Annotated in this window: 14 protein-coding genes; 8 read left to right on the forward strand and 6 right to left on the reverse strand. The window is 41.7% G+C overall.

Translation table 11 applies throughout. The features are described from left to right. The first annotated feature begins 105 nt into the window (after positions 1 to 105). Together panB and V7L07_RS08475 are read left to right on the forward strand one after the other, a co-directional pair. Positions 106 to 876, forward strand: a complete 771-nt coding sequence (gene panB, locus V7L07_RS08470) for a 3-methyl-2-oxobutanoate hydroxymethyltransferase (RefSeq protein WP_335056812.1) — start codon at positions 106 to 108, stop codon at positions 874 to 876. A gap of 467 nt (positions 877 to 1,343) precedes the next feature. Beyond that, entirely contained in the window at positions 1,344 to 2,405 is a 1,062-nt protein-coding gene (locus tag V7L07_RS08475) for a glycerophosphodiester phosphodiesterase (RefSeq protein WP_335056814.1), read from the forward strand. 95 nt (positions 2,406 to 2,500) lie between these two features. Here the strand turns inward: V7L07_RS08475 and V7L07_RS08480 are convergent, their stop codons facing one another. The 4 genes from V7L07_RS08480 to V7L07_RS08495 form a co-directional block, all read right to left on the reverse strand. Continuing rightward, positions 2,501 to 3,196 (reverse strand): SAM-dependent methyltransferase, encoded by a 696-nt coding sequence (locus V7L07_RS08480; RefSeq protein WP_335056816.1) that lies wholly within the window; start codon positions 3,194 to 3,196, stop codon positions 2,501 to 2,503. A 217-nt stretch (positions 3,197 to 3,413) separates the two neighbouring features. Beyond that, entirely contained in the window at positions 3,414 to 4,511 is a 1,098-nt protein-coding gene (locus V7L07_RS08485; protein WP_335056818.1) for an iron-containing redox enzyme family protein, read from the reverse strand. Between the two features lie 185 nt (positions 4,512 to 4,696). Then, positions 4,697 to 6,538, reverse strand: a complete 1,842-nt coding sequence (locus V7L07_RS08490; RefSeq protein ID WP_335056820.1) for a peptidoglycan D,D-transpeptidase FtsI family protein — start codon at positions 6,536 to 6,538, stop codon at positions 4,697 to 4,699. Between the two features lie 96 nt (positions 6,539 to 6,634). Beyond that, positions 6,635 to 7,315, reverse strand: coding sequence for a hypothetical protein (locus V7L07_RS08495; RefSeq protein WP_335056822.1), 681 nt, complete (start codon positions 7,313 to 7,315; stop codon positions 6,635 to 6,637). A gap of 506 nt (positions 7,316 to 7,821) precedes the next feature. Between V7L07_RS08495 and V7L07_RS08500 the strand changes: the two genes are divergently transcribed. From V7L07_RS08500 to glgB, 3 genes are all read left to right on the forward strand, one after another. Beyond that, the gene (locus V7L07_RS08500) at positions 7,822 to 8,034 is read left to right on the forward strand and encodes a hypothetical protein (protein ID WP_335056824.1); all 213 of its coding nucleotides are present in this window, start codon (positions 7,822 to 7,824) and stop codon (positions 8,032 to 8,034) included. A 635-nt stretch (positions 8,035 to 8,669) separates the two neighbouring features. Then, a complete protein-coding gene (locus tag V7L07_RS08505) occupies positions 8,670 to 9,002 on the forward strand; it encodes a hypothetical protein (RefSeq protein WP_335056826.1) in 333 nt (110 codons plus the stop codon). 185 nt (positions 9,003 to 9,187) lie between these two features. Continuing rightward, a complete protein-coding gene (glgB, locus tag V7L07_RS08510; RefSeq protein WP_335056828.1) occupies positions 9,188 to 11,479 on the forward strand; it encodes a 1,4-alpha-glucan branching enzyme in 2,292 nt (763 codons plus the stop codon). 316 nt (positions 11,480 to 11,795) lie between these two features. Here the strand turns inward: glgB and V7L07_RS08515 are convergent, their stop codons facing one another. Next, a complete protein-coding gene (locus tag V7L07_RS08515) occupies positions 11,796 to 12,158 on the reverse strand; it encodes a response regulator transcription factor (protein WP_335056830.1) in 363 nt (120 codons plus the stop codon). A gap of 47 nt (positions 12,159 to 12,205) precedes the next feature. Continuing rightward, positions 12,206 to 13,591: a response regulator gene (locus tag V7L07_RS08520; RefSeq protein WP_335056832.1), complete on the reverse strand. Its 1,386-nt coding sequence runs from the start codon at positions 13,589 to 13,591 to the stop codon at positions 12,206 to 12,208. Between the two features lie 757 nt (positions 13,592 to 14,348). On the opposite strand from V7L07_RS08520, the gene V7L07_RS08525 reads away from it, so the two are divergent. Genes V7L07_RS08525 through V7L07_RS08535 form a run of 3 tightly spaced genes read left to right on the forward strand, consistent with a single transcriptional unit; the run spans position 14,349 to position 18,081 of the window. Continuing rightward, a complete protein-coding gene (locus tag V7L07_RS08525; protein ID WP_334711139.1) occupies positions 14,349 to 15,023 on the forward strand; it encodes a vWA domain-containing protein in 675 nt (224 codons plus the stop codon). A 50-nt stretch (positions 15,024 to 15,073) separates the two neighbouring features. Further along, positions 15,074 to 15,856, forward strand: coding sequence for a PP2C family serine/threonine-protein phosphatase (locus V7L07_RS08530; RefSeq protein WP_179065982.1), 783 nt, complete (start codon positions 15,074 to 15,076; stop codon positions 15,854 to 15,856). Positions 15,857 to 15,912: 56 nt separating this feature from the next. Next, positions 15,913 to 18,081 carry a tetratricopeptide repeat protein gene (locus tag V7L07_RS08535; protein WP_335056835.1) on the forward strand — a complete coding sequence of 723 codons (2,169 nt, stop codon included), beginning with the start codon at positions 15,913 to 15,915 and terminating at the stop codon, positions 18,079 to 18,081. Positions 18,082 to 18,250 lie beyond the last annotated feature (169 nt).

An 18,250-nucleotide genomic window follows, 5' to 3' on the forward strand; every position in this document is an offset into this window, starting at 1 on the left:
ACTAGGGACTAGAGACTAGGAAATTTTATTCCTAATACCCAATACTTAAATAACCAATACCTAATCCCCAATCCAAAATCCAAAATCCAAAATCTAAAATTGGCAATGGCAATCACTACCCAGCAATTAATTCAATGGAAACAACAAGGACGTTCAATTGTGGCGTTGACCGCCTGGGATTATGCGATCGCTCAACTCCTCGACGCAGCTGGTGTAGACTTAATCCTTGTGGGTGATTCTATGGCAGTAGTTCTAGGGTATGAAACAACACTGCCAATTACTTTGGATGAAATCATATATCACGCCAAATCTGTGCGCCGTGGGGTGAAACGGGCATTAGTAGTTGTAGATTTACCATTTTTGACGTATCAAGAAAGTCTCCAACAAGCGATGCACTCAGCTGGACGGGTGCTGAAGGAAACGGGCGCTCAAGCAGTAAAGTTGGAAGGTGGCTATCCAGCGATGGCGGAAACTGTCGCTCGTCTAGTACAAGCCGGAATCCCAGTTATGGGTCATGTGGGTTTGACACCGCAATCAATACATCAACTGGGTTTGCGACAACAAGGTAAGACGCAAGAGGCCAGTGAGAGAATTTTACAAGAAGCGATCGCTCTCGAACAAGCGGGTGTATTTTCCCTCGTGCTAGAGCATATACCCGCAGATTTGGCAATGCATATTTCACAAAAATTAAGTATTCCCACAATTGGTATCGGTGCGGGAATTCACTGCGATGGACAAGTTTTAGTGACTTCAGATGTCCTTGGACTGGCAGAAAAGCATCCACCATTCGCTAAAGTTTACACAAATTTGCGCGAGACGATTACCAAAGCTGTGCAAGATTATGCCGCAGAAGTGCGAGAGCGAAAGTTTCCTTGACTTGGGTCTGACAATTCAGGTCATGTGGAAAAGCTAACGATTGACCTAACCCCCTAGCCCCCTTCCCGAAACAGGAAGGGGGAAAATTCAAAGTCTCTCTCCTACAAGGAGAGAGAAATAGAAGAGAGGTTTTCCAGATACCGTGAAAAGTCAGGACTTGGGTAGAGTATTCTGTATTCTGACCGAAAACGACTCATCATACAAGCCCCTAAATTTATTTATGGAGATCATTAATTTTGAATTTTGTTAGCGCAGCGTAAAGCCTTCTCTACGAGAGGCTCCGCCAACGGCATGGCTTCTCTACGAGAGGCTGCGCCAACGCTTAGAGCGAGTCTTCTCCCAAAGGGAGACGCTAAGAGCGAATGAGCGTCATTTTGAATTTTGAATTCGAGCGTTCGCCCTTGGCGTCTCGTAGAGAAGCGACGTAACTCCTGTTTTATATACCAGTTTTTGAGGCAGGGAAAGTAATGAGTAGAACTGTGCAAAATGTATCTCCAATTATCATTGCACACCGAGGCGCTAGCGGCTACCGTCTTGAACATACTTTAGCTGCTTATGAGTTAGCAATAGCCCTGGGTGCTGATTATATTGAACCTGATTTAGTCTCTACCAAAGACGGCGTTTTAATTGCTCGTCACGAAAATGAGATTTCTGAAACCACCAACATTGCAAACCATCCAGAATTTGCTCACTTGCAAACTACCAAAATAATTGATGGCGAAACCAAAACTGGCTGGTTTACTGAAGACTTTACCCTAAGAGAACTGAAAACACTACGAGCTAAAGAGCGAATTCCCCAACTGCGCTTTCAAAATACCGCCTATGATGGACTCTTAGAAATTCCGACGCTGCAAGAAATCATCGATTTAGTCAAAGTTAAAAGTCGCGAAATTAATCGGGAGATTGGCATTTACCCAGAAATTAAGCACCCAACTTACTTTCAATCTATTGGATTAGCTCTAGAAGCACCACTACTTGCAACTTTAACAGCCAACGGTTATCAGGGAGCTAACGCACCTGTTTTCATTCAGTCTTTTGAAGTGAGTAATTTACAAGATTTATCTACAAAGACAGATTTACCTCTGGTGCAATTGCTGAATGACAGTGGTAAACCTTATGATTTTGTCGTTAGTGGTTGTGAAAGCACTTATGCAGATTTAGTTACAGCATCAGGTTTAAAAGAAATTGCTAAATATGCAAAAGCGATTGGAATTCATAAAAATTTACTGTTTCCGAGAGACAGTAATGGTAAATTGCGTAGACGCATTCGCGAAGCGTCTCGTAGAGAAGAGGCTTGTTGCCAGACATCGCCTACATCTTTAGTTACAGATGCTCATGCAGCAGGTTTGCTGGTTCATGTCTGGACTTTCCGCAATGAAGACTACTTTTTACCACTAGACTTTCAAGGAAATCCCCAAGCTGAATATGAATTATTTTTCAACTTAGGTGTTGATGGCGTATTTAGCGATTACCCAGATATGGCTTTCGCAGTGAAGGAGAAACTTCAATTTAAACTTGGTTCCCCATGAAATTCAGGATGATCAAATCAAAGTTGTAGTAATAATGAGCAACAATATTCCCAACTGATTCATTCAACAAGTTGGGAATCTGAGACTCTCAATTTTCACAAACTAGTCATCACCTGAGCTAATTGATTAGATAAATCAATTGCAGACTCCTGGCATTTCTTAAATAAAACTCCAGCTAAAAAATAATAATTGCCAGAATAAAATGCCATCTGATTTTTTTGAAGTTTTTCGATATGCTTCTTTACCTTGGGATCAGAGCTATAGTAGCCAAACTGCAAAGGTAAAACCATGAAGTTTTGAACATAATAACCATTTTCTTTTGCTATGTTCAACGTATTTATGGGATTAGAAAAGCTAGATATTAAAACCAATACATTTTCATAACCTAACGATAAAAGCTCGTTAGTAATTGTGGCTCCATCCACGCCTCCAAATAAGAGTGGCATATAAATATCATTATCTGGTGCGGGCAGATAGGGAGGATTGGCTACCAGATATTCGGCATCGGGTTGAGAAGCATTAAACAAAGATGAATTATGGATAATATATTTATTAGTGAGATTGTATTCATCGATGGTTGAATTTGCCACTTTCCATGCAGAGGTATTTAATTCAAATCCCTGGATGACTCCATCAAAGTTGTTCCTCAATAAGGAATTGATTACAGGACTACCATCTCCTGAACCAAACTCCACAATAGATTCAGAATTTTGACAATTTCTGATCACAAAGCTTTCTAAGCAGTTGGAGTAGAAATTAGATTCTTCAGGACAAAAAAAGATATCTTTCATTTGACTTCACTTCAATGTATAAGGTATAATCAGGGTAATAGGAGGTTATTTATTACCTTGTATAAAGGCAATAAAAACTGTTCCTTTAGCAACCATTTGCTAAAGAAATGTATTTGCAGGTGAGTAAGCAATAAAATGACTTAGAAATGTCAAATTACAACGCTAAAAATAACCTGCTATTTATAGTTTTTTGGATTGTTCATACGAGTCAAGCGACTTATTCTGCTTCGCGTATAGATCGCACAACAGCGTCAGCGGCGCGATCGCCCATGAGTTTCTCCTGGTCATAGCCAAGCAAAAGTTCCCACGCATCATTCGGATAGCGTTCTGCCAAAGACAAAGCTACATCATCTAACATCCAACGACCGTGACGTTCATCTTCCCTGATGTGCAGTTCCCAATAACCCATCGCCGCCTCTGACAGTTCCAATCGTTGCGCCGCCGCTAGATAGTTTTTATAAGCCGCAGGACCAGCCACCTCAAAGTATGTCAACGCGCCACTGTAACGCAAGAAATAGCGTTTGCGATCGGTAGTCAGAAAGTTATGATTAGCAGCGGCTAAGACTTGCCAAGGGACTAAATCAAAGTATCCTTCTGGTTCAGTGTTCATCCCAAATTCAGCCAGCATTTGAGCAAAAAATGTCGAATGCTTGCGCGATAAACGACCATTGCCGTATTCTTCTATTAGGACTCGCACCAGCGTACACTGCACTTCATTAGCAGCACCACCCAATACGTAGCAAAGACGACTACCTTCAACCAAGCCATCAAAGGAGCCGATCGCTAGTAAGTGACGATAGCCAGCTTCAGTCATTTCCTCACGAATGTAGCGGCTACTCTCCGACAAAGGCGGATTTAAATCGGCAGAGGCACGCTCAATTAAAGCGTGTTTTACATCCAATTGTTGCAGTGCAGCCACATCGAATTGTGCTAATTCCCACTGTTGCCAAGCAGCTTCGATTTGGTCACGACATGAGTACAAATAAAGCGATCGCTCATTGGTATAGTTTTGCAAATCGTCGTACCAAAACAGCTTTAGCCGATTAATTCGATAAAGTATTCGTTGGAGAAAACGGTGAGCCTGTTCATCAGAGCTATCATTTCCATAAGCAGCGCCAATTGCCATAGAGAGCGTCTGTTCAAACTCACTAGCTCTTATAGGATTTGCATCCAGTTTATTGTCCAAATCCTCCATTGCTAGCAGTTCTAAAAATTGCTCTTCAGCACGCTCGTATTTGGTAATTGTTCTTTCTTCAGTTTGCGTGCTATTTTTCGCCGCCCCAGCGTTAGGAAATATAACTAAATTGCTTTGCATGGAATCTTCGGTAGCTTTAGAAAAAGTGAGAAATTACTTTCACCTCTAATATCTAAGTTTCCACACCAGTAGCTTTCTGTACCTCTTTCCCTGGTTATAAAGAAAAATTAAGTTTCAGACAAAAGGGGCATTGGGCAAAATAGTTCCGAGTGCTGAGTTAGGAGTTTTCCCCTTACTCCCCCTACCTACGGCACTTTCTGCTGCTCAATCACCTTACTGGGCGGAATTTGCTCAAGAGGAATCAGCGCTTCGATTACTGACTTGACAATTGGGGCGGCGACAGTAGAACCATAAGCACTTTCTCCTTTTGGTTCATCCACCAATGCAAATACTACATAGCGAGGAGATTCCACGGGCAAAATAGCTACGAAGCTGGTCATTCTCGCACCCTTGATATATCCGCCATTCGCACTAGCTTTTTGGGCTGTACCAGTTTTACCAGCAATGCGATATCCCGGAATTTGTGCCGCCTTGCCGCTGCCTTGAGTAACAACAGTTTCCATCATTTCCAAAACCTTTTGGGCTGTTGCGGCTGAGAAAATTTGGCGGGGGGTGGTGTGATTTGGTGAATCATGCATCTGCCCTTTGCTATCAATCAGCCCGCGAACTACATGGGGTGTAACCAACTTACCGCCATTAGCTAAAGCACCGTGCATTTGCACTAGCTGTAACGGTGTCATGGAAAAGCCTTGCCCAAAGGAAGTAGTAGCTGGTTCAATTGGCGAAGCGATAAATTCTTCTTGACTTTTGAGCCGTCCGCCGACTTCAAAAGGTAAATCTGTATCAACTTTTTGTCCTAGCCCCAAGCGTTCTAGCCAGTTGTAGTAAATTGAAGGCTTTAAGCGTTGGATAATTTGCACCATCCCAATGTTGCTGGAATATTGCAAAATCTGAGCGATGCTGATTCGCCCATTACCATTATTCATGGCATTTTTGATGGTGTAATTAGCGACTCGAATAGAACCGGAGTCATTAAACATATCATCTGGTTTGATGACACCATTTTCGAGAGCGATCGCTACATTCAAAGGCTTAAAAGTCGATCCCGGTTCATAAAGATCCGCCACCGTCCAGTTTTTAAATAGTGAAATATTAGCTTTAGCGTATTCATTAGGATTATAAGTAGGCTGAGAAACGAGGGCGAGTAAGGAACCGTCCAAGGCATCCATGACAATTACTGCCCCACGTTTGGCGTCAAACTTCTCCATCTGTTGTTTGAGCGCAATTCGAGCAATTCGTTGCAGACGGCTATCAATAGTAAGTTGTAGTCGCAAATCATCAAAATGCAAAAAACCTTCAGGTGCATGATCCGGCATCAGTACCCCATTCCCCGATCGACTAAGCCGCACTGTTTGCACAGGACGTTCTAGCAACTTCTCTTGAGAATATTCCACACCGGCTTGACCACGACGGTCAACGTTCACATAGCCCACCACGTCAGAAACCAAATCGTCTGGTGGATAATATCGGGAGTATTTTTGAGCCCACTCTAGGCCATTTAAGCGCAAAGAGATGACGCGATCGATAATTTCTTCTGGTAAGGCTGGCGCAAGTATAATTCCGCTTCTTTTACTTTCAAAAGTTTTCACCAATTCAGCAGAATCTTTTGCCAATATTGGGGCAAGTCGCTCTGCCATATCCTCATTAGACTTATCAAACAGCTTGGGATGAGCGTACAAAGTATATACAGGACGGTCAATCGCCAGCAGATTACTATTGCGATCTACCACTGGGCGACGGGGCATAAAAGGTCGCAAATTCACCATTTGCTGGTTGCGTGCCTGCTCAGTTAACTTTGGCCCCTTGACAATTTGTAAGTTATACAAGTTAATAGCCAACCCCAATCCTGATGCCATTAATACGCCCCAGACAATGAACAGTCGGGACTTAGTGCTGGATGTTTGGTCTTGGATACTAGAGGCTAATTTTCCCAAAAGCCCTCGTTTATCACCCTTGTCCTTGTGTCGCCCTGTAAATTTTGAATTCCGAAACTTTCTGAATTTTGTTTTGCTTGGTGACTTCTGCATTGGGTTTGTCCTTTGTCCTTTGTCTGTTGCCTTTTGTGATTAACCAGAAGTCTCAGTCCTAATGACTAATGACAAATGACAAATGACTCTTAGGGATTAGTATCCCAGTGGCGAGAGTGTTTGCGGTTGCGTTTCAGAATTTGGCGTTGTGTTAGACGATGCTTGCTTAGGACTTTGAGATACTGGAGGCAAGAAAATCATTCCTTCAGGAGTTGGCGATACCAAACCTGCTGTTGGTTGTTCTGCTTCATTAGCCATTTTATTTTTCAGCGTCGCGGTGGTTGTAGTTAGCAGCCGCTCATGACGTTGGAGGTTTTGTAGTCTGCGATATGACTGACCCCAAAGCTCTTGTGAATATACCGTACAGCCATACACAGCAAGTGTTGATGTTACTAACAAAAACGCCAAAACTGACGAATAACGATGAAAGGTGTACAAGCGCAGTAACCACAAAGGTGTCACTCCAGAATTAGGCATTGTCGGAAGGCCAAAAAAACCTATCCCCTGACTCTTCTGATTCGGACTCGACTGCTCATTGAGATTTGGAACTTGTCGTCTACCCAAATCTTTCACTGATTTAGCTACAACTGGCTCATTTGTGGGAGAAACCGCTAAATTTTTCGAGGAACGCTGTTGTCTTTGAGAGGATACTGGTGGAGAAACGCTCTGTGCTGCTGACTCCACACGTGCAGGGCGTCGCCTCCCTAAAGAAAGGATGGAATCTCGCCGGAACCAATTAGCCTTTGCAGAAACAGTAGATTTACGAGCAACTACCATAATTTTTTTAGATGGAAAATACTGTACTTTAGACTGTACTTTAGATTGATTGTCTTAATTGTCTGTTTTGGCTGAGGTTAAAATCACCTTCTATACAACAAGCACACATAACAGGCTACACCCTTTTAATTTTTTTGATAGGTAGCTGTACCAGTGTTTGCATCCCCTAGATATCCAATGTTTGTAATCAGCGATTAAAAATTGGACAGCTTAACCTTTAGGTATCGCACCTAAAGTATGGCAACGTCGGGTAACAAGGTGCAATACTCTATGAAAAAAATAAAATTTTTTGCTATCATAGCTCGGTTTGCTAGAGAATTTGGTAATTTTCGTTTTGCTCCTGAGTTTAAGAGAAACTCATCAGGATGCGTAATCCCAAAAAGAATACCCCAAAGGATTGTTTTTTTTAAGTATGTAATCTCGCAGAATTAAAAAAAAGCAATAAATACGGTATCGTATTCAACAGGCGAAAAATTGTTCTAGCCACAATTGGTGAAAGAGGAGTTATGAAAACAAAAATCTTTGGTTTTGCTCTAATGTTAAGTCTGGCTACAATTCTCGGAGCTTGTGAAGGTGGTGGTGGTGGTGGTACTGGTACTGCTACTCCAGCTGCTACAGGTGAACCAACTGATGCACCTGCTCCTGGTTCTACTCCTGCAACGACTCCCGTAGCACCTGCAACGACTCCCGCTGCTACTCCTGCTGCTACTCCTAAATAAGGCATCTTAAACTTTAGTTTAAATCACGCCCAGAACTGCTTAGTGACAGCGTTCCTAACTACATAGCTTAAATTAATTAGGTTCGCATGAAAAGTGCTGAGTGCTGAGTTCCGAGTGCTGAGATGAAAGACTGCCCAGAATATGCGGGGTATCAACCTCCTCCCGATCAGAAGATTCCGCTTAACATCGGGTGAGGCTTTTACTATACTGCAAAAGTGCTGAGTATTATTCTTACTCAGCACTGGCTAAAAGCCCCGCTATCGCTAACAGCACTCAGGACTCAGTACTGAGTATGGTAAAGAGGGTTCCTTCCTCAACCAAGTGTCCGCCTGATAAAACTTTGTTTCTAATCCGAGTGAGTTGAGTTATGTGAATCTCAGCCATTTGTTACGCAAGATACTTCCCTCTTTTGGTATTTTGAATTACTGAGACTACTGAGTTTTGAGAGAGCAAAATAATTTAATTTATTGCGATCGCTAACTGGCAATTGCTCTTGAGCATTCCCTGTAGTCTATCCTGTATCAGGAAAGACCTGGTAATGTCACTTGATATTGCCAGATTTTTATTGCCAAAATTTAGGTATAGGGCATGGGAAAAATAGATTTTCATCCTGCGTTGTGAACGCAGTTTAGAATATGGGGAGAGTGAAAGCGAGAAAGGCGATAAAATTACTGAGCTTAATTGTGATTAGTGCAACTTTGCTTATATTAAGTAGCGATTGGGGGTCATCTGTAATCGCATTACCGCCACCAGAGGATACACCAGAAGAAATATTACGGACACAAATTATCATAGAAGCGCGATCGCCTATTGATGGAAAATTCCTCACAGCTGCCGAATACATCCAGTTGCAAGCCCAACTGCAAGAAGTCCCGCCACCAAAACTAGAACCCAAAATTCGAGAACAGATTTACTTGCTTCGCTTACGTAAAACCCTGCTTCAGTTCTTCCCATTTTTACATTTTTAATAAATTAGTCATTTGTCATTTGTCATTTGTCATTAGTTATTAGTCATCCCCAATCCCCAATCCCCAGTCCCCATTCTGATGTAGGATAACGGTGGCGACAAAATTGCAAATAAATGTAAAGAATATATATAGATAGTTTAAAAAAGTAGATTTAGTCAATCACGTTATTTCACTTAGGTAGCTTCATGTCCATAACCACGATCGCCCCTGAACAGGTTAACAGCATCGTTTGGAATCAGCATAACGATCCCTTTGAAATACTAGGTTCTCATCCCATAGAACAAGACGGCCAAACTGTCTGGGCTGTGCGGGCTTACTTACCAAATGCAAGTGCAGCATGGGTTGTTCTTCCTGAACAACGGAAGGAATACCCAATGCAAACGGTGCATCATCCCCACTTTTTTGAATGCACCATTGAAACCGCACAACTGGCAAACTACCAGTTACGCATTAAAGAAGGGGAGCATGAGCGTGTCATTTATGACCCTTACGCTTTCCGTTCTCCTAACTTGACAGACTTTGACCTGCATTTATTTAGTGAAGGCAACCATCACCGGATATATGAAAAACTGGGAGCGCATCCCACAGTAATAGACGGCGTTAAAGGCGTTTATTTTGCCGTTTGGGCACCCAACGCTCGTAATGTCTCATTGTTGGGAGACTTCAACCTCTGGGATGGACGTAAAAACCAGATGCGTAAAGGCCCTACCGGAGTTTGGGAATTGTTTATTCCTGAAATCGGTGTGGGAGAGCATTATAAATATGAAATCAAAAATTTTGAAGGACACATTTACGAAAAATCCGATCCTTATGGTTTCCAGCAGGAACCCCGCCCGAAAACGGCATCCATTGTCACTGATTTAGATGCTTACAGTTGGAATGACGAAAGCTGGATGGAAAAGCGGCGTCGCACTGACCCTCTTACCCAGCCTGTCTCAGTCTATGAAGTGCATTTAGGCTCTTGGTTACACGCTTCGAGTGCAGAACCAGCAAAACTCCCCAATGGTGAAACTGAACCTGTAGTTATCGTTTCAGAACTTAAGCCCGGCGCACGGTTCCTTACCTACCGAGAACTTGCTGACCGAATCATTCCATACATCAAAGAATTAGGATACACCCATCTAGAATTGCTGCCCATTGCGGAGCATCCCTTTGATGGTTCTTGGGGTTATCAAGTAACTGGTTACTATGCCCCTACCTCCCGTTTCGGCAGCCCCGAAGATTTCATGTATTTTATTGACAAATGTCACCAAAATGATATAGGGGTAATTGTAGATTGGGTTCCTGGTCACTTCCCTAAAGACGGACATGGTTTAGCTTTCTTTGATGGTAGCCACCTATACGAACACGCTGACCCCCGTAAAGGCGAACACAAAGAATGGGGTACTTTGGTGTTCAACTACGGTCGCCATGAAGTTAGTAATTTTCTGGCAGCAAATGCCCTCTTCTGGTTTGATAAGTATCACATTGACGGGATTCGTGTCGATGCTGTTGCCTCGATGCTGTATAATGATTACTGCCGCAAACCAGGAGAATGGCTGCCCAACAAGTACGGTGGCAGAGAAAACCTTGAAGCAGCAGATTTTCTGCGTCAGGTAAATCACATTATCTTTAGCTATTTCCCCGGCATTCTCTCAATTGCTGAAGAATCTACTTCTTGGCCAATGGTATCTTGGCCGACCTACACAGGTGGACTGGGCTTTAACTTGAAGTGGAATATGGGTTGGATGCACGATATGCTAGATTACTTCAGCATGGACCCTTGGTTCCGCCAGTTCCACCAAAACAACATTACCTTTAGTATGTGGTACAACCACAGCGAGAACTTCATGCTGGCTCTGTCCCACGATGAAGTGGTGCATGGTAAGAGTAATATTATCGGTAAAATGCCGGGGGATACATGGCAGAAGTTAGCTAATATCCGTTGTTTATTTACCTATATGTTTGCTCACCCAGGCAAGAAAACCATGTTTATGAGTATGGAGTTTGGGCAGTGGAGTGAGTGGAATGCTTGGGCAGATTTGGAGTGGCATTTATTGCAGCATGAACCACACCAACAGTTAAAAACGTTTTTCCGGGAATTGAACCATCTCTACCGTTCTGAACCAGTTTTGTATACCCAGGATTTTGCTGAACCGGGGTTTGAATGGATTGACTGTAGCGACAATCGCCATAGTGTAGTTTCCTTTATCCGACGCGATCAGGATTCTAATGATTTTGCGATCGTCGTTTGTAATTTTACACCACAACCCCATTCTCATTACCGCATTGGTGTACCGCAAAAGGGATTTTATACTGAGTTGTTCAATAGTGATGCGCGTCAGTATGGCGGCAGCAATATGGGCAACTTAGGTGGTAAGTGGACGGATGATTGGTCTTTGCACAGTCGTCCTTATTCGCTGGATTTATGTTTGCCACCTTTGGGTGTGTTGATTCTCAAGCTGGATAAGAAGAAGACTGCTGAGGTGATTGGATAATAATTTGGGGTGGGCATCGCCCACCCTTAATTTTTGTTTAAGATGAAAGATAAATAATCACTATTGAAATTTTCTACGAATTAAATCTTTTTCGCCGACTTACTTACTTAAATATGGTTTAGCGCGTCTTCATACAGAATTGGATTAACCCATGTTCGCCCTTGGCATTCTGTAGGAAAGGTGGGTTTTTTCGTCTCTATAGCCGCGACTTATAGTCGCCAGGGCTTTTAAAACATCTTCTGATAAAGACCAGACTGAAGTATCAACAATGACTGAAACTTGGTAAAACGAAAAACCTTTTCCCATTCCCCACTTCCTACTCTAGAAGAGATTTGACCGCATTTAGTAATTGCTGTTTCGTAAAAGGCTTAGTTAAATAAACGTTTGCACCTTGCCTCATTCCCCAAATCCGGTCAATCGGCTGATTTTTAGAACTACAAATAATAATTGGCACTTTTTGAGTTGCTGGATTTCTTTTCAGTTGGCGACAGAATTCAAAACCGCTAATTTCTGGCATTACCACATCAGTAATAATTGCATCTGGCTGGTGATTTATTGCCTTACTCATCCCATCTTTGGCATCATAAGCTTTAATTACCGTGTGTCCGCTGTCTCTTAAAAAACTATTGATTAACTCTAACTGAGAAGGAGCATCTTCGACAACTAAAACCGTAGCCATATTTATTTGTACTCACTAGCTTAAAACCGTTATATTTTACCGTTAATTTAAGCCAAATGCATGAAAACTATTTTTAGTAATTCGGCGCGGGTAAACGGTTTCGTCAGATATCCAGATGCCCCGACTAATTTCGCTTTTACTTTGTCTACAATTCCTTTATTACCAGTGACAAAGATGATAGGAGTTTTCTGAAATATGGAATTATTTCGTATAATCCGACACAACTCATAACCATCGATTCCTAGCATATTTAAATCCAGCAAAATTAAGTCTGGTTTATGCCTTATAATTGACAAAACTGCTTTTACTGGGTCGTTGATAGTCACTACAGAAAAATTTTCGTTTTCTAAGAAATAGCTAATTTCTTTAAGAATTGTCGGGCTATCATCTACAGAAACGATTTTATGGACTTTTTTTGCTGTGACAGTAGCAGCCGTTACTCTTTGGGAAGCATAATTTATGTTATCTGATATTGTTGGTTCCTGAAAGTTTTCTTTTGAAGGAGTAGAAATCTGTGGTAATCGCTGAACAGGAACTATTTTCTCTTCAGGAATATTTGGATAAGAATTGACAGTGGTACTTAGTTCTTGTTTGGTGTCAACTAACCCTGAAATCAATTTTGAGAAAAGCGATTGCTCCTCAAAAATCTTTGGTAATCTATCATAAGGTGGATCGGGTTCATGTAAGATAATCGCACCCTGAAGGATGTAAGGGTATAAATTGCGAGCTAGTTGGATTTCATCTTGATTCAAAATTGCAGCCAGATGACACACGCTAAAACCCTTCATCCAAGTAGTTAAATCTGGCTGGAGTTTTGGTAAATCTTGGTTCTCAAGTTTACTGTTAATTAACAGGTATGGACGTTGATATGGAGAAGAAATTTGGGGAACAAAAGCTTGCCAATTCTGTAATTTTAGTTGGCAACGATCTAGAATCTTTTCTACATCTAGCCTGCAAATTTTTGTCATTCTACTAAGTGGTTCTGCTAATTCATAACTACCTTCTTTGATTAGCAAAAATGATTCAATCACTTCTTTAACTAATTCTTGAACCAGCACTGCTGCTTGCGTAGAATGTAGATGTTGTTGACTAACAAGCCAAGATATAGCCTGATACTCAGGAGGATAGTTTCTCGAATTGTTGTCATCTTCGATTAACTGACTGTGTACATCAGGTTCAAACATCAGCCTTACTTGAACACGAACTTCACTGTTAAGGAGTGGAATTTGGTGGCTGAGGCGACGTAAATGGCGTTCTAGTCTATCAAAGGGTTCTACTGAATGGGTGGCGTAGGTTATTTTGCCCTGTTCTAAGTAAATTGACCAAGAGACTGAGTTACTCAATGCTTGTAAGCAAGTACTGTCGGAGCAATTGGATAACTGTCTTAACAAACTGAGAGGACGTAGTTGGGTGAATGCGCCTGAGTTATTCATATTTTTCAAGTTTTTTGCGGAATCAAGAATCGAACATTTGTAGATTAAAAATATCAGTTTATGAAATATTTTCTTCTTTGTAATATTTCTCTACGCACAAATTATCTCTTTGAAAATATGTATATATATTAAAAACTATAAGTTTTATAACCGATTTGTTACATTTGGCACGTCCTACTTAATTTATCTCAAAAAACAATTAGTGGGTATGAATAAAAGTAAATAATTATCATGGCCAGACTAACAGTCGATGTTAGTTGCTTCTAACCTTTACTGACTACTGAAGAGTCTTGGGTGAAGACCTTAAATAATGACGTTTATTTATGCCTACTCAGAAAAGCAAGCAAATTTGATTCCAAGTTAGCGCAGTTACACTGGTATACTTCTAGAGTTAACGATCTTAATTATGGTTAATTACTTTTCTCTTAAAGAACAGTTCTCCTACATAAAATCTTTAAAAAGTTATCTAGGAAAGTTTACGTATTTATTGTACTGTAGGTTTAAGGGATATAAATTTTTGGTAGATACATTACAACAGGTAATGCTAGATTTTGATAAACTATTTTTTGCTAAACTAAAATGTACTCAAGTTCTTCTTAAATATATAGAGAACTTCATGAAAATAATTTGTTTAATAAAGATTAGAGCATCTACCACTAGATACTATATTCTATAGTCGCTTCAGCGACTAGCTGGAATTACATACTCTCGAGCAAAGGGAAATAAAGCTTTGAACTTTAACATAACACAAAAAGTTATGCATGATACATTAAGACTTGATGAAGTAGTAGAATTTGCTGAGAACCCAGAGCCACGGTGTCCTTGTGTACTTCTATTAGACACATCTGGCTCGATGCAAGGAGATCCGATTGAGGCTTTAAATCAAGGTTTACTCAGCTTAAAGGATGAATTAGTCAAAAATTCCTTAGCTGCAAGACGAGTGGAAGTGGCGATCGTCACTTTTGATAGTAATATCAATGTAGTACAAGACTTTGTGACTGCCGATCAATTCAATCCGCCTATTTTGACCGCACAGGGCTTGACTACAATGGGTGCGGGAATTCATAAAGCTTTGGACATCATTCAAGAGCGGAAATCTCAGTATCGTGCCAATGGCATTGCTTACTATCGTCCTTGGGTGTTTATGATTACCGATGGAGAACCGCAAGGCGAGTTAGAACATACTGTAGAGCAGGCATCCCAACGCTTACAGGGAGATGAAGCGAATAAGCGCGTAGCATTTTTTACGGTAGGTGTAGAAAATGCGAATATGACCCGTTTAAATCAAATAGCTGTACGTACTCCCCTGAAGCTCAAAGGGCTGAACTTTATCGAGATGTTTGTCTGGCTGTCAACTAGTATGTCAGCTGTTTCTCATTCTCAGGTAGACGAACAGGTAGCACTACCGCCGATTGGTTGGGGGACTGTTTAATTAAAATTGCAGCTTGGTGTTTACACAGCCAGCTGCTGGACAAAAAATCTATGAACATATCAAAACAGATTACTCAATGGCGGATTGTGGCTGCGTCTGTATGTGGTACAAGTCACTTAAAAAACAATCAATTATGTCAGGATGCTCATCATTGGCAGATATTGTCAGATAATGTTTTAGTGGCGGCGGCAGCAGATGGCGCGGGTTCTGCAAGTCTTGGGAAAGTGGGAGCAATGATTGCTGTGGAGACAGCAATAGAAAACATTTCAACCATTGGGCTGAACCGAAAAAGTTTGAGTGATGATGTTTATGTGCGATCGCTTTTAAATGATGCCATACTAGCTGCTAAAAAAGCTGTAGAAGCTGAGGCAGCTACTTCAGACAAACAGCCTCAAGATTTAGCAACTACCTTAATTATGACGGTTGCCACACCAGAAGTTGTCGCTGTGGCCCAGATAGGTGATGGTTTGGCAGTGGCAAAAGATCGCCTGGGCAATCTGTTGGCACTGACTATGCCTGATAGCGGTGAATATATCAACGAAACTACTTTTTTAACTTCGCCCAACGCCATAGACAGAGCGCAGATGAGATTATGGCGCACAGACATAGTAAATGTTGGTATCATTACCGACGGACTACAAATGTTGGCTTTGAATATGGTTGTTGGCGAACCTCACAAACCATTCTTTTTTCCCCTGTTTGAATTTGTCGCCAATACCGAAGATAAGACATTAGCTAAGGAGCAATTGGTAAAATTTTTACGGTCAGAGCGGATTACGCAACGCACTGACGATGATTTGACACTCATTATAGCCGCATTCAACGACTTATAAGCAATAAATTTACAGGTTTCTCATCTTAAATAACTCCCGTTAGCGGTAATTTCATTATGCAGGTACTACGTTGTTCCCCTAGAAAAGAAATCCTCAGCCTCAATGTCAGTTTGGGGCGTGGCGGTGAAGCTTGTGTTTACACAGTGCCATCCGATAACAACTTGGTGGCGAAGATTTACCACAAGCCAACTACTGCCCATGCTGATAAACTCCAGGCGATGCTAGCCAATCCGCCAGAAAACCCAACGGCTAGTTTAGGGCATATATCTATCGCTTGGCCAGAGGATTTATTACGGGCGGCAGATGGCAAAAATAGCATCCTGGGGTTTTTGATGCCACGCATTCAAGGGATGCGTCCCATCATCGACTTTTACAACCCCAGAACCCGTCGCCAACACTGCCCCCTATTCAACTATCAGTACCTGCTCCGCACGGCGCGTAACCTAGCGGCGGCTTTTGCAGCTTTGCACGCTAGTGGATATTGTATTGGTGATGTGAACGAGTCCAATATTCTCGTCAGTGACACCGCACTGGTGACTTTGATAGACACAGACTCTTTCCAAGTACCAGACCCAAACAATAATGTTGTTTATCGCTGTCCGGTGGGTAAGCCAGAGTTTACTCCACCAGAACTACAGAATAAAACTTTTGCTCAACACGATCGCGAAATCTCTCACGATTTATTTGGGTTATCGGTGCTAGTCTTTCAACTCTTAATGGAAGGCACTCACCCATTTTCGGGGATATTTCAAGGCGCGATTGAGCCACCACCCTACGAAGCACGCATTGCATCGGGTCATTTCACTTACAGCGAAAAGCGTTACGTACCCTACCTGCCAACACCCATTGCACCCCCTTGGGAAATTCTCCATCCTAGCTTACAAGAGCTATTTATCCGTTGTTTTGAAGAGGGTCACAATAACCCACAACTGCGCCCCAGTGCCCAAACTTGGCTTTCAGCAATCGCGGAAGCGGAAGATTCCCTGATTACCTGCACGACAAATCCCCAGCATCGCTACAACAACCACATGCGTAGCTGTCCGTGGTGTGAACGTACCGTGCGATTAGGTGGACGCGACCCCTTTCCATCACATCGGGCTATAGAAGCTAGAGAACATTTACAACCGCGAATCAAGCCAAGAAAGCGCTACAATCAAACACCGCATTTTCCGCAGCGTGGGATGTCACCGCAGCTAAGTAATTACTGGCAACCAATAATTACCCCCAGTGGTTCATCTTATAAACCTTCCAAGAAGTCAAAATTGTATCCGGTTGTTTTCTGCTTGCTGGGTTTTGGTCTATTGGGATATGCCGACTTAATGATTAAATTTACTCAGCCGTTGGTTTCCCAAAATGCCTACACCCAACAAACAATCAAGTCTCTCAAGCCAAATAATAAACTTAGCTTTGCTGATTCCTATCAGCAAGGTTATATTGCTTACAAAGAGCGAGACTATGACAAAGCAATTGTCAGCTTTACCGAAGCGATTGAACAAGAACCTACACATGCCAGAGCAATTGTAAATCGCGGTAATGCTCGCTATAACCTGAAAGACTATGAAGGAGCAGTTACAGATTATAGCCAAGCTCTCCAAATCAATCCCAATCAAATCAAAGCTCTGGTGAATCGGGGCAATGCCCGCTATATGCTAGCCGAATATAGCAACGATCCCGATCAAGAGTATAAACTAGCGATCGCTGACTATAATCAGGCTATTGGTCTGGATAAGAATGAAATCGAAGCTTATATCAGACGGGGAATTGTCCGCGCCCAAATGGCTAAATATAGCGGTGAATCCCAACAGGTTTACAGAAGAGCGATCGCAGATTTTACTTACGCCATCAAACTTAATATATCTAAAGCCGAAGCTTACTTTCAGCGGGGTGCTGTCTATTATCAAATTGCTCAATATAGCAGCAATTATGAGCAAGAATATCATCAAGCGATCGCTGACTTTAACCAAGCATTAATCCTCAGCCCCAAACTAGCAAAAGCATATCTCAAACGAGGTATGGTTCGCTATGAACTAGCACAATATGGTGGTAGTGAATCTAACCAAAACCAGACGAAAGCTGTTGAAGATATACAGGCATCTGCCAAAATATTTCTTGACCAAAATGACATGGATAATTACCAGCAAGCACTCAGTAACTTATGCGTAGTCGTAGAAAATAAATGTGATCCTTTATTCCAAGGAGCAAATAACGGCGAAAAAACTAACTAGAAATAAGTAGTTTTTATTACCTGCATATTTTTGGTTTTGATTGAAAAAATCAAGCCTGACTAGGGTTAGCTGGTGCTAATCCTAGCTATTTTATTGGTGATATTTTTATTCAATTAATTAAGTAGTTTATTTTCATGTTTATAGATATTCATACAGCTTTTATATAGAA

This window comes from Nostoc sp. (assembly GCF_036916985.1).
Taxonomy (GTDB): domain Bacteria; phylum Cyanobacteriota; class Cyanobacteriia; order Cyanobacteriales; family Nostocaceae; genus Nostoc.

What these genes read in the sequence shown, in the direction of transcription:
- V7L07_RS08515 (WP_335056830.1), bottom strand. Translation starts at nt 12,158, where the DNA reads ATGGCTACGGTTTTAGTTGTCGAAGATGCTCCTTCTCAGTTAGAGTTA.
- V7L07_RS08500 (WP_335056824.1), top strand. Translation starts at nt 7,822, where the DNA reads ATGAAAACAAAAATCTTTGGTTTTGCTCTAATGTTAAGTCTGGCTACA.
- V7L07_RS08530 (WP_179065982.1), top strand. Translation starts at nt 15,074, where the DNA reads ATGAACATATCAAAACAGATTACTCAATGGCGGATTGTGGCTGCGTCT.
- V7L07_RS08520 (WP_335056832.1), bottom strand. Translation starts at nt 13,591, where the DNA reads ATGAATAACTCAGGCGCATTCACCCAACTACGTCCTCTCAGTTTGTTA.
- V7L07_RS08535 (WP_335056835.1), top strand. Translation starts at nt 15,913, where the DNA reads ATGCAGGTACTACGTTGTTCCCCTAGAAAAGAAATCCTCAGCCTCAAT.
- V7L07_RS08485 (WP_335056818.1), bottom strand. Translation starts at nt 4,511, where the DNA reads ATGCAAAGCAATTTAGTTATATTTCCTAACGCTGGGGCGGCGAAAAAT.
- glgB (WP_335056828.1), top strand. Translation starts at nt 9,188, where the DNA reads ATGTCCATAACCACGATCGCCCCTGAACAGGTTAACAGCATCGTTTGG.
- V7L07_RS08525 (WP_334711139.1), top strand. Translation starts at nt 14,349, where the DNA reads ATGCATGATACATTAAGACTTGATGAAGTAGTAGAATTTGCTGAGAAC.
- V7L07_RS08475 (WP_335056814.1), top strand. Translation starts at nt 1,344, where the DNA reads ATGAGTAGAACTGTGCAAAATGTATCTCCAATTATCATTGCACACCGA.
- V7L07_RS08495 (WP_335056822.1), bottom strand. Translation starts at nt 7,315, where the DNA reads ATGGTAGTTGCTCGTAAATCTACTGTTTCTGCAAAGGCTAATTGGTTC.
- V7L07_RS08505 (WP_335056826.1), top strand. Translation starts at nt 8,670, where the DNA reads ATGGGGAGAGTGAAAGCGAGAAAGGCGATAAAATTACTGAGCTTAATT.
- V7L07_RS08490 (WP_335056820.1), bottom strand. Translation starts at nt 6,538, where the DNA reads ATGCAGAAGTCACCAAGCAAAACAAAATTCAGAAAGTTTCGGAATTCA.
- panB (WP_335056812.1), top strand. Translation starts at nt 106, where the DNA reads ATGGCAATCACTACCCAGCAATTAATTCAATGGAAACAACAAGGACGT.
- V7L07_RS08480 (WP_335056816.1), bottom strand. Translation starts at nt 3,196, where the DNA reads ATGAAAGATATCTTTTTTTGTCCTGAAGAATCTAATTTCTACTCCAAC.